At 59.9% G+C, this 11816-nt stretch carries 9 protein-coding genes and 2 tRNA genes; 7 read left to right on the top strand and 4 right to left on the bottom strand.

Translation table 11 applies throughout. The features are described 5' to 3' along the window. Nucleotides 1-27 precede the first annotated feature (27 nt). The 7 genes from hfq to JBO08_RS19655 all read left to right on the top strand — a co-directional run bounded on the left by hfq (nt 28) and on the right by JBO08_RS19655 (nt 8641). Nucleotides 28-288 (top strand): RNA chaperone Hfq, encoded by a 261-nt coding sequence (gene hfq, locus JBO08_RS19685; RefSeq protein WP_049710299.1) that lies wholly within the window; start codon nt 28-30, stop codon nt 286-288. A 12-nt stretch (nt 289-300) separates the two neighbouring features. After that, nucleotides 301-1602 carry a ribosome rescue GTPase HflX gene (gene hflX, locus JBO08_RS19680; protein WP_220074873.1) on the top strand — a complete coding sequence of 434 codons (1302 nt, stop codon included), beginning with the start codon at nt 301-303 and terminating at the stop codon, nt 1600-1602. A 96-nt stretch (nt 1603-1698) separates the two neighbouring features. After that, complete coding sequence (hflK, locus tag JBO08_RS19675; RefSeq protein WP_065874360.1) at nt 1699-2874, top strand: FtsH protease activity modulator HflK; 1176 nt, start codon at nt 1699-1701, stop codon at nt 2872-2874. Further along, on the top strand, nt 2874-3740 hold the full coding sequence (gene hflC / locus JBO08_RS19670; protein WP_010213607.1) for a protease modulator HflC: 867 nt from the start codon (nt 2874-2876) through the stop codon (nt 3738-3740). The genes hflK and hflC overlap by 1 nt, the downstream gene beginning before the upstream one ends. Nucleotides 3741-4035: 295 nt before the next feature. After that, nucleotides 4036-5223: an ATP phosphoribosyltransferase regulatory subunit gene (locus JBO08_RS19665; RefSeq protein ID WP_049710297.1), complete on the top strand. Its 1188-nt coding sequence runs from the start codon at nt 4036-4038 to the stop codon at nt 5221-5223. Between the two features lie 54 nt (nt 5224-5277). After that, nucleotides 5278-6567 (top strand): adenylosuccinate synthase, encoded by a 1290-nt coding sequence (locus JBO08_RS19660; protein WP_010213605.1) that lies wholly within the window; start codon nt 5278-5280, stop codon nt 6565-6567. Between the two features lie 139 nt (nt 6568-6706). Beyond that, nucleotides 6707-8641, top strand: a complete 1935-nt coding sequence (locus JBO08_RS19655; protein WP_220074872.1) for a methyl-accepting chemotaxis protein — start codon at nt 6707-6709, stop codon at nt 8639-8641. 98 nt (nt 8642-8739) lie between these two features. On the opposite strand, the gene JBO08_RS19650 is transcribed toward JBO08_RS19655, so the two are convergent. The 4 genes from JBO08_RS19650 to JBO08_RS19635 all read right to left on the bottom strand — a co-directional run bounded on the left by JBO08_RS19650 (nt 8740) and on the right by JBO08_RS19635 (nt 11815). Next, a complete protein-coding gene (locus JBO08_RS19650) occupies nt 8740-10305 on the bottom strand; it encodes an iron ABC transporter permease (protein ID WP_065879905.1) in 1566 nt (521 codons plus the stop codon). Continuing rightward, nucleotides 10305-11330: an iron ABC transporter substrate-binding protein gene (locus JBO08_RS19645; protein ID WP_065879906.1), complete on the bottom strand. Its 1026-nt coding sequence runs from the start codon at nt 11328-11330 to the stop codon at nt 10305-10307. The genes JBO08_RS19650 and JBO08_RS19645 overlap by 1 nt, the downstream gene beginning before the upstream one ends. A 158-nt stretch (nt 11331-11488) precedes the next feature. Then, nucleotides 11489-11575, bottom strand: a tRNA-Leu gene (locus JBO08_RS19640). Nucleotides 11576-11728: 153 nt separating this feature from the next. Further along, nucleotides 11729-11815, bottom strand: a tRNA-Leu gene (locus JBO08_RS19635). Between the last annotated feature and the right edge of the window lies 1 nt (nt 11816).

The raw sequence follows: 11816 nt of genomic DNA, 5'->3' as shown, positions 1-11816 counted from the left end.
TTATTGATCCTTAAAGGAGTGCGGCACATGTCAAAAGGGCATTCGCTACAAGACCCTTACTTGAATACTTTACGTAAAGAGAAAGTGGGGGTTTCTATCTATCTGGTCAACGGTATCAAGCTGCAAGGCACGATCGAGTCGTTCGACCAGTTCGTGATCCTGCTGAAAAACACCGTCAGCCAGATGGTCTACAAGCACGCTATCTCGACAGTCGTCCCTGTTCGTCCAATCCGTCTGCCTAGCGCAGCAGGTGAAGATGCAGTTGACGCTGAGCCAGGTAACGCCTGATAGGAGTCTCCTTTGTTCTTTGAGCGCCACGGTGGTGGTGAGCGGGTAATCCTCGTTCACTTGGATGGACAGGACCCTGAGGCGCGCGAAGATCCGCAGGAGTTTCAGGAGTTGGCAAATTCGGCCGGCGCCGAGACCGTTGCGTTTTTTAACGTGCCGCGTCATCGGCCAACCGCCAAATACCTGATCGGCAGCGGCAAGGTCGAGGAGCTTCGCGACCTGGTCCACGCTGAAGAAGCCGATCTGGTGATCTTCAATCACGTCCTCACGCCCAGTCAGGAACGTAACCTCGAACGTGTTTTCGAGTGTCGCGTGATCGACCGTACCGGTCTGATTCTGGATATTTTCGCCCAGCGCGCCCGTACCCATGAAGGCAAGCTCCAGGTTGAACTGGCCCAGCTTGACCACATGAGCACCCGGCTGGTTCGCGGCTGGACTCACCTTGAGCGTCAGGGTGGCGGTATCGGCATGCGTGGCCCGGGTGAGACCCAACTCGAAACCGACCGACGTCTGCTGCGGGTTCGCCTGCGTCAGATCAAGGGTCGCCTCGAGAAGGTGCGCAGCCAGCGCGAGCAATCGCGACGTGGCCGTTCCCGTGCGGATATCCCCACCGTGTCGCTGGTGGGCTATACCAACGCAGGCAAATCCACACTCTTCAACAACGTGACGAAATCGGACGTATACGCGGCCGACCAACTGTTCGCGACCCTCGACCCCACCTTGCGCCGTCTGGATCTGGACGACCTGGGGCCGATTGTCCTGGCCGATACCGTGGGTTTCATTCGTCACCTGCCGCACAAGCTGGTTGAAGCATTTCGGTCTACGCTCGAAGAGTCGAGCAATTCCGACCTGCTGTTGCACGTGATCGATGCGGCTGAACCGGATCGCATGTTGCAGATTGAACAGGTGATGCTGGTGCTGGGCGAGATTGGTGCCCAGGACTTGCCGATCCTTGAGGTCTATAACAAACTCGATTTGCTTGAAGGCGTTGATCCACAAATCCAGCGCGACGAGGACGGCAAGCCCCAGCGGGTCTGGCTGTCGGCGCGTGATGGCAGTGGTCTTGAGTTGCTTGAACAAGCCATTGCCGAATTGCTCGGCGGCGATTTGTTCGTTGGCACCTTGCGCTTGCCGCAGCGTTTTGCTCGACTGCGTGCACAGTTTTTCGAATTGGGCGCGGTACAGAAAGAAGAACACGACGAAGAGGGTGTCAGCTTGCTGGCCGTTCGATTGCCGCGCTCGGAGCTGAATCGGCTGGTCAGCCGTGAAGGTGTTGTACCGGCAGAGTTCCTCGAACAACACACTTTGCAATAAAAGCCTCCCAAAGCGGTTGTGCCGCAGTGGCAGGCATTCTGTAGCATTGGTCGGCGCGCCGTGGGTGCGTCTTTGCTTTATCAGATGGAGAGCGCTATGGCTTGGAATGAGCCGGGTGGCAACTCGAATAATCAGGATCCTTGGGGTGGTAAACGCCGCAATAATGGCGACCGCAAGGGGCCACCAGATCTCGACGAGGCCTTCCGAAAGCTGCAGGAAAGCCTGAATGGGTTGTTCGGTGGTGGGAAAAAACGTGGTGGTGACGACGGCGGTCGCACAAGCAAGGGCGGTGGCTATGGCCTGCTGGGCCTGGGTCTTGTCGTGCTGGCGGCCGTATGGCTGTACAGCGCCGTTTACGTGGTGGACGAGCAGGAGCAAGCCGTGGTGCTGCGCTTCGGCAAGTACTACGAAACCGTCGGCCCGGGCCTGAACATCTACTTCCCGCCGATCGATAAAAAGTACATGGAGAACGTCACGCGTGAGCGTGCCTACACCAAGCAGGGCCAGATGCTGACCGAAGACGAGAACATCGTCGAAGTGCCGCTGACCGTGCAGTACAAGATCAGCAACCTGCAGGACTTCGTGCTGAACGTCGACCAGCCGGAAATCAGCCTGCAACACGCCACTGAAAGTGCCCTGCGCCACGTCGTCGGTTCTACCGCGATGGACCAGGTGCTGACCGAAGGTCGTGAATTGATGGCCAGCGAAATCAAGGAGCGCCTGCAACGGTTCCTCGATACCTATCGCACCGGCATCACTGTCACCCAGGTGAACGTACAGAGCGCAGCTGCACCGCGTGAAGTGCAGGAAGCCTTCGATGACGTGATCCGCGCTCGTGAAGATGAGCAGCGTTCGCGCAACCAGGCTGAAACCTACGCCAACGGCGTCGTGCCGGAAGCCCGTGGTCAGGCCCAGCGTATCCTTGAGGATGCCAATGGTTACCGCGACGAAGTGGTCTCCCGTGCCAAGGGTGAGGCGGATCGCTTTACCAAGTTGGTCGCCGAGTACCGCAAGGCGCCGGAAGTTACCCGTGAGCGTCTGTACCTGGACACCATGCAGGAAGTCTTCAGCAACACCAGCAAGGTTCTCGTGACCGGCAGCAAAGGTGGGCAGAACAACCTGCTGTACCTGCCGCTGGACAAGATGATCGAAGGTGGTCGTAGCAGCACCAGCACACCGTCCACCGGTTCCAATGCTGCTGCCAATGAAGCGAGCGCCCGTGCGGCCGCTGACTTGCTGCAACAGCAAACACGTACCAGGGAGAGTCGTTGATGAGCAATAAATCGCTGACCGCCCTGATTGTGGGCGTCGTCGTGGTCATCGCTGCCTGGAACTGCTTCTACATCGTGGCTCAGACCGAGCGTGCGGTGCTGCTGCAATTCGGTCGCGTGGTCCAGGCGGATGTCCAGCCGGGCTTGCATGTGAAAGTCCCCTACGTCAACCAGGTGCGTAAGTTCGACGCCCGCCTGATGACGCTGGATGCACCGACACAGCGCTTCCTGACCCTGGAAAAGAAAGCCGTGATGGTTGACGCCTACGCCAAGTGGCGCGTCAAGGATGCCGAACGCTTCTACACCGCGACCTCCGGCCTCAAGCAGATTGCGGACGAGCGTTTGTCGCGCCGTCTGGAGTCGGGCCTGCGTGACCAGTTTGGTAAACGCACGCTGCACGAGGTGGTATCCGGTGAGCGTGACGCGCTGATGGCGGACATCACGCGTTCGTTGAACACGATGGCGGAAAAAGAGCTCGGCATCGAAGTGGTTGATGTTCGGGTCAAGGCCATTGATCTGCCAAAAGAAGTGAACCGCAGCGTGTTCGAGCGTATGAGCACCGAGCGTGAGCGTGAAGCGCGTGAGCACCGCGCCAAGGGTAACGAGCTGGCGGAAGGTATCCGTGCGGATGCTGATCGTCAGCGCCGCGTACTGTTGGCTGAAGCTTACCGTGAGTCTGAAGAGGCCCGCGGTGATGGCGATGCTCAAGCGGCGGCGATCTACGCCAAGGCTTACGGCCAGGATCAGGAGTTCTACGCGTTCTACCGTAGCCTGCGTGCCTACCGTGAAAGCTTCGCGAACAAAACCGACGTCATGGTGCTGGACCCAAGCAGCGACTTCTTCCGCTACCTGGAAAAGTCCAAGTAACCAGCCTGTGATTCTGTAGGTGTCACTCCCGTCGGGCGGCTAAAACGCCTGGCGGGGTGATCCTTTCAGAAAACGGGTGTATGATGCGGCAGCCGGGAAATTCCCGGCTTTTTTGCGTCTGCATGTTTGATTCGGCAGGCGTGACAGGTTTTTCGAGGAAAGTGCCCGACGAGGCCGGTGATAGGTCGTTCGTCACGTCGTTCTTGCGCGTGGTTTATGCAAGGGGGCGGGTATTTTCTGCTCTACTCAAGGCTCGGCTGACGGCTGGCCGCCCGGATCATAGGGGAATGGCGTAATGGCAACGGTAGACCGCTGGCTGCTGCCAGATGGCATCGAAGAAGTACTGCCACCGGAGGCTGCGCGCATTGAAGTAGCGCGCCGCCAGGTGTTGGATCTGTTCCAGAGCTGGGGTTACGAGTTTGTCGTGACCCCCCATATCGAGTACCTGGAATCCCTGCTGACCGGCGCGGGCCAGGACCTGGATCTGCGCACCTTCAAAGTCATCGACCCGCAATCGGGCCGGCAAATGGGCTTTCGTGCCGACATCACGCCGCAAGTGGCGCGCATCGATGCGCACACCCTGCGCCGCGAAGGCCCGAGCCGCCTGTGCTACGCCGGCAGCGTGCTGCATGCGCAACCGCGTGCACTGTCGTCTTCGCGCAGCCCGATCCAATTGGGTGCCGAGTTGTACGGTGATGCCAGCCCGAGCAGCGACGTTGAGGTGATCAGCTTGATGCTGGCCATGCTGCAACTGGCTGACGTACCGGATGTCCACATGGACCTGGGCCACGTGGGTATCTACCGTGGCCTGGCCCGTGCGGCCGGTTTGTCCGGTGAAGTGGAACAACAGTTGTTCGATGCCCTGCAACGCAAGGCCATCGATGAAGTGATTGCCCTGACCGCTGGCGTGCCTGCCGATCTGGCCGACATGCTGCGTGCGCTGGTGAACCTGTGTGGTGGCCGTGAAGTGCTGGTAGCTGCGCGTGAGCGCCTGGCCAATGCGCCGGCGCCGGTACTGGCTGCACTGGATGACGTGCTGGCCATTGCCGAGCAACTGTCGGCGCGCTTCCCGCAGTTGCCGCTGTATTTTGACCTGGGTGAGTTGCGCGGCTACCACTACCACACCGGTGTGGTGTTCGCGGTATTTGTACCGGGTGTTGGCCAAGCTATCGCCCAAGGCGGTCGTTATGACGATATCGGCGCCGATTTCGGTCGTGCGCGTCCGGCCACCGGTTTTTCCACCGATTTGAAAACCCTGGTGACCCTGGGGCGTGCTGAGGTCGAGCTGCCGTCTGGTGGCATCTGGATGCCCGACAGTACGGACGCAGCACTCTGGCAGCAGGTTTGCCAGTTGCGCAGTGAGGGTCAGCGTGTTGTCCAGGCCTTGCCTGGTCAGCCATTGGCCGCCGCCCGTGAAGCGGACTGCGACCGGCAATTGATTCTGCAGAACGGGCTTTGGCAAGTATCGCCACTGGCTTCTTGAGTTTTCCTGCCGGCCATCGCCGGCACCAAGTTTGCGCGAATGAGGACAAGTGTTATGGGTAAGAATGTCGTAGTCCTGGGCACCCAATGGGGTGATGAGGGCAAAGGCAAGATCGTTGATCTGCTGACCGAACATGCTGCCGCCGTAGTGCGCTACCAAGGTGGCCACAACGCTGGCCACACCCTGGTCATCGATGGCGAAAAAACCGTCTTGCACCTGATCCCCTCGGGTGTACTGCGCGAAGGCGTGCAGTGCCTGATCGGCAACGGCGTGGTGGTTGCACCTGACGCACTGTTGCGCGAGATTACCAAGCTGGAAGAGAAAGGCGTACCGGTGCGCGAGCGCCTGCGTATCAGCCCGTCCTGCCCGCTGATCCTGTCCTTCCACGTGGCGCTGGACCAGGCCCGCGAAAAGGCCCGTGGCGAGCTGAAGATCGGTACTACCGGTCGCGGTATCGGCCCAGCGTATGAAGACAAGGTTGCTCGTCGTGGCCTGCGTGTTGGCGACCTGCTGAACATGCCGCGCTTCGAAGACAAGCTGCGTGAACTGGTGGATTACCACAACTTCATGCTGGTGGGTTACTACAAAGAGCCGGCCATCGAGTTTGAAAAGACCCTGGCCGAGTGCAAGGAATACGCTGAGCTGCTCAAGCCGCTGATGCTGGACGTGACGGCTGAGTTGCACGACCTGCGTCGCGCTGGCAAGGACATCATGTTCGAAGGCGCCCAAGGCTCCCTGCTTGACATCGACCATGGCACCTACCCGTACGTGACGAGTTCCAACACCACCGCGGGCGGCGTTGCGACGGGCTCGGGCGTTGGTCCTATGTTCCTGGACTACATCCTGGGCATCACCAAGGCTTACACCACCCGTGTAGGTTCGGGTCCATTCCCGACTGAGCTGTTCGACGAAGTCGGTGCGCACTTGGCCAAACAAGGTCACGAGTTCGGCGCAACCACCGGCCGTGCTCGTCGTTGTGGCTGGTTCGACGCCGTTATCCTGCGTCGCGCTATCGATGTGAACAGCATCTCGGGCATCTGCCTGACCAAGCTGGACGTACTCGACGGCTTGGAAACCATCAATATCTGCATCGGCTATAAAGATGCAGAGGGCAAGGACGTTGCCCCGACTGACGCTGACAGCTACGTGGGCCTGCAGCCTGTGTACGAAGAAGTGCCGGGCTGGACCGAATCGACCGTGGGTGCCAAAACCCTCGAAGAGCTGCCAGCTAACGCCCGTGCCTACATCAAGCGTGTTGAAGAGCTGATCGGCGCACCGATCGACATTATTTCGACAGGTCCGGACCGCAACGAAACCATCGTTCTGCGTCACCCGTTCGCTTAATAAGCTGTTGATGTAAAAAGCAAAGGGCTCCTCAGGGAGCCCTTTGTCGTTTCTGTCGCTTTAGCGGCACGACCCTTGCTTCGGTTCTCTCTTTCGCGGTGCTATCAAATTAATGGCACCCGTGGTCGAGGGATTCCCGATGTCTGCCGTTCTCTCATTGTTACAAAGCCGTCTGTTGCGGCCGGTGTTCGTTACCCTAGGTATCGCCCTTTTGGTGCAAGTGCTGGTAGCGGTTGCTCTCACACGCAGCACGGTTACGGCGCTGGAGGCTGATCTGGGCAATCGCCTGGGTATCGACAGCCAGAAACTGTCTGGCGAATTGGCGCAGGCGGGTAAAGAAGTCACGTCCAGTCTGGATAGCTTGTCTACCAGCACCCGTCAGCGTCTGACAGCAGGGCTTTCGACCCGCCTGCAGGAAGAGCAGAAGCAACTGCGTGCGACCCTGGAAAAAGACCTGCAAGACTCCGCCAATGATATGGCGCAACTGCTGGCCTCGGTGGCGCCTCGCGCCATGTGGGACAGCGACGTACCGACGCTGTCGGAGTTCGCGCGCCGTGCGCAGCGCAATCCCAACGTGCTATTTGTAGTTTATGACGACGCCGCGGGTGAGCATTTGACCCGCTACCTGAATCGCGAGAATCCGATCAATCAGGCACTGCTGGCTAAGGGGGCGGGTGATCGCGCGTTGGATAAGGTGCTCGACGCGGCCAAGTCCGACCCTTCCGTGTACTACGTCGAGGCGTCTATCAGCCCCAATGGGGTAGAAATTGGCAAAGTCCGCATGGGCGTTTCGACCGCGTCGGTTGAAGCCGACCTGCAGGCATTGGACAAGCGTTTCGCCGCGCTGATTGCCAGCGGCGATCAACTGGTCGGCGACAGCCTCAAAGGCGCGGCGGCTGACAGCGCGGCCGCCATGGGCGCCCGTTTGCAATCCGCGCAAGCCACGGCCACCCAGATGACCGCCAATACCACCAGCGCCGTTCAGGACGCTGCTGGCACCTTGCGCTGGCGCATCGGCATGGGCCTCGCACTGGTCGGTCTTGGCGTATTGTTGCTGATCGCTATCGTGCTGGGTCGCCGTGTCGTCAACCGTTTGAAGCTGCTGATCGCAGCCATGGATGACCTGGCGGCGGGCGATGGCGACCTCACCAAGCGTGTGCAGATCAGCAGCAAGGATGAAATCGGCGACATGGCCTCGGCGGTCAATCGCTTTGTGGATAAGTTGCAGCCCATCGTCCGCGAGGCGGGGGATGTGGCCCAGCGTACCGGGGTGGAAATCGGCGCCATGACCTTGCGCAATGCCGGTGCTGATGCAGCGGCGGGCTTGCAGCGTGATGAGGTGGCCGAGAGCTTGCGCGCGCTGTCGCAGATGGCAGACGAAGCACAAGCCGAAAGCCATGCGATGCAGGCGGCGTTGCAGCAGGTGGTGGATATTCGCCAGGCCACGGATGAGAACTCGCGGACTTCGGCGGAGGTCGGCAGTTTGATTGAGGCGCTGGCGGGCCAGGTGCAGGCAGGCTCCCAAGTGATTGAGCGTCTGGCCCAGCAAAGCGAGCAGATCGAGGTGGTGCTGACCGTGATTCACGGCATCGCCGAGCAAACCAACCTGCTGGCGCTCAATGCGGCGATCGAAGCGGCCCGCGCGGGTGAGACCGGTCGCGGCTTTGCCGTGGTGGCAGACGAAGTGCGCGCGCTGGCGAGTAAAACCCAAAGCTCCACCGGTGATATCCAGGCGCATATCGTGGCGTTGCAGCAAGGCGCTCGTGAGGCGGTGGAAACCATCGGCAAGGCCGGACGCCAAGCCAATGAAGGTTTGCTGGTGCTGCGCGATAGCGTGCGCTTGCAGCAGACGGTGCAGGCCTCGGTGGAGCAGGTGCATGCGGCGATTGGCTTGGCGACGCGCGCGGCTGAGCATCAGGCGCAGGGCGCGCATGCGGTGCGTGGTCGCGTTGAAGTGATCCATGCCCAGGCTGAGCGTGCGGCGCAGGCGGTCGTGGAAACGACCGCGAGTGGCAAGGTGCTGGATGGGTTGGCGGCGCAGTTGAAGGCGAGCCTGGGGCAGTTTCGGGCCTGAGGTTGTCTGGTCCGGCCTCATCGCAGGCAGGCCAGCTCCCACACTTTGAATTGTGAACCCATTCAAATGTGGGAGTCGGCTTGCCCGCGATAGCGGTCTCAGCGGCTCAAATACATCCGAGTCGTTAACAGATACACCGGCAACCCCGACACCAGAATCAACAGCGCCGCATAGGGCGCCGCCGCCGCAAACTCAACATTCGAAGTATGCGCCCACACCGCCGTCGCCAATGTATTCAACCCTGTCGGGCTGAGCAGCAACGTCGCCGTCAACTCCTTCATCGCATCCAGAAACACCAGCGCAAACGCTGCACCCAGTGCCGGGAAAATAATCGGCAACGTCACTCGGCAAAACGCACTGAACGACGACGCCCCCAGCGTACGCGCAGCCTCTTCCAGTTGTGGTGCGGCCTTGTTCAGTGCCGTACGAATCGGCGCCTGGGCTAGAGGCAAAAACAACAGCGCATAAGCGATCAATAACAAGGCCGACGTTTGATACAGCGCCGGCACGTAATGCAGGGCGAAATACACCAGCGTCAGCGCAATCACCAGGCCGGGCAGGGCGTGCAGCAGATACGGCAGGCGCTCGGCCCAGATTGCCAGTTGGCCTTTGTAACGCACCACTAGCAGGCCCACTGGCACCGCCAATACTAAGCACAGCGCCGCACCGCCGAGAGAAAGTGCCAACGAAGACAGCAGCGCTTCACTGATCTCGGCCACCGGGAATGCGGCGGAAGAGCCCACTGCCAACCAGTAACCGAGCATCCCCAGCGGTATGCCGCTGCCGATGATCGCCAGTACCAGGCAATACGCCTGGCCCAGATGCGCCCACTTACCTAATCGAACCTGTTCGGCATGCCGCGCCGCGCCTTGGCCTATGCGCACATGTCGGCCCTTGCCGCGCACGCGCAACTCCAACCACAACAGCGTCAGGCACATCACCAGAAGCACTGCCGAGAGCATCGCGGCGTTGGCATTGCTGAATTCCAGTTCGAATTGTTGATAGATCGCGGTGGTAAAAGTCTGCAGCCCGATAATCGACAGCGCGCCGAACTCCACCAGCATGTGCAGCGCGATCAACAGTGCTCCGGCCAGCAGCGATGGCCACAGCAAAGGCAATGTGACGCGAAAGAACACGCCCCAGCGATTCAGCCCCAGGGTGCGGGCCGACTCTTCCAGCGAGGGATCAAGGTTGCGCAGCGTCGCCGCCACTGGCAAAAACACCAGCGGGTATTTCGACAAGCTCATCACCAGGATCGCGCCGCCGAGCCCTTCGAAGTTGGCGCTCAGCGAGACCCAGGTAAAGCTGCTGACAAATGCCGGTACCGCAAACGGCAGGCACAAAATCACGCCCCAGATGCGTCGCCCCGGCAGGTTGCTGCGCTCCAGCAGCCAGGCCAGGGACAGGCCGATCACGCCGCATGCCAGCGTCACGCCGACCATCAGCGCCAGGGTGTTGCGCAGCAGCCCGAACACGTACGGGCGCCACAGCAGGTGCACCGCTTCCGCCCAGCCGGCCTGCCAGGCCTTGAGCCCGACATACGCCAACGGCAGCAGGCTCAGGCCAACCAGCAACAGCACGGGCAGCAACAGCCAGATTGACGGGCGCTTGCGCCTTGGGCTGAAACCCCTGCGCGTGGCAGGGGCGGATAGCGATGGGTTCATCAGTTCAAGCCAACGTCACGTTCCAGGTCCAGGGCTTCTTCGGCGTTGCCCAAGTCGGCAGGGGTGACTTTCGGCGGTTGCAGCTCATTGAAAGGCTTGAGGCCACGATTGGATTCCATGCCTTTGCGCAGCGGGTACTCAGCCGAGGTGTTGGTGATCACGCGTTGGCCTTCTTCACTGGCCATGAATGCCAACAGTTGCTGCGCTTCCTTGGGGTGCTTGCTGGATTTCAGCGCTGCAGCCGAAGACACGGTGATCAGGCCGCCGGCATCACCATTGGTGAAGTAGTGCAACTGGGAGTCCAGGTTGGTTTTTTCTTTCTTCAGCGCGAACCAGTAGTAGTTGTTCACCAGCACCGTGGCCACTTCGCCGTTCTCCACGGCTTTGAGGGCGACCATGTTATTGCTGTACACCTTGCCGAAGGCGCGCAGGCCGGTCAGCCATTCTTCGGCGGCTTCACGACCGTGCAGCTTGATGATCGCCACGGCCTGTTCCTGGAATGCGCCACTGGTAGGCACGAAGCCAACCTTGCCTTGCCACTCGGGGCCGGCGAAATCCAATACCGATTTCGGCAGGTCTTTTTCAGCAATCAGTTTCGGGTTAAAGGCCACGACGCGGGTGCGTGCAGTCACGCCCATCCAGTCGCCATTGGCGCCGACATAATCCTTGGGCAATACGTCGAGGGTGCTGGCGTCGATCTTGGCCAGCAGGCCTTGTTCGCCGAGTTTGTTCAGTGGTGGCGATTCTTCGGTGTAGATCACGTCGGCAGGGGAGCGGTCCCCCTCTTCGACGACCTGGCTGGCCAGCTGGTTGCTGCTGCCTTTGCGCACGTTGACGTGAATGCCGGTCTTGGCTTCGAAGGCCTTGGCGAGTTCATCGCCGACTTCTTTGTGCTGGCCGTTGTACAGGGTCAGGGAGACCTTGTCGGCGGAATAGGCGGTGGGGGAGAGCAGGGTCAGGCCTAGCAGAGTGATGGTCAGGCCACGCAGAAGGGATGTCTTGAGATGGGTATCGCGGATCATCATCCGGGTTGTTCCTCACTTGTATGCAACAAATACTTACAAGGATAAACGATAAAACTTCTCAAGTGCGGACGAGGGGGAAATCGCTGGGGAAGTTTCCACGCGATTGTTTTCAAACCCCGGAAACGAAAAAACCCGCTTTCGCGGGTTTGATCTGAATTTGGTGCCCAGGAGAAGACTCGAACTTCCACGACCTTGCGATCACCAGCACCTGAAGCTGGCGTGTCTACCAATTTCACCACCTGGGCATTATCAAGCAACGTTGCCGCTGTCGATGGGGCGAACTATACGGCGGGGTTTTTGATCTGTAAACCCCTGATTCGAAAAAATAAATCGAGTTTTGCTTTAAAAATCAAAGACCTGAAACGAAAAAACCCGCTTTCGCGGGTTTGATCTGAATTTGGTGCCCAGGAGAAGACTCGAACTTCCACGACCTTGCGATCACCAGCACCTGAAGCTGGCGTGTCTACCAATTTCACCACCTGGGCA

It is taken from the genome of Pseudomonas sp. LAP_36 (assembly GCF_019456785.1).
GTDB classification, from domain to species: domain Bacteria; phylum Pseudomonadota; class Gammaproteobacteria; order Pseudomonadales; family Pseudomonadaceae; genus Aquipseudomonas; species Aquipseudomonas tritici.
Note: the sequence above shows the minus strand (reverse complement) of the source record. Positions and strands in the feature narration are given on the sequence as shown.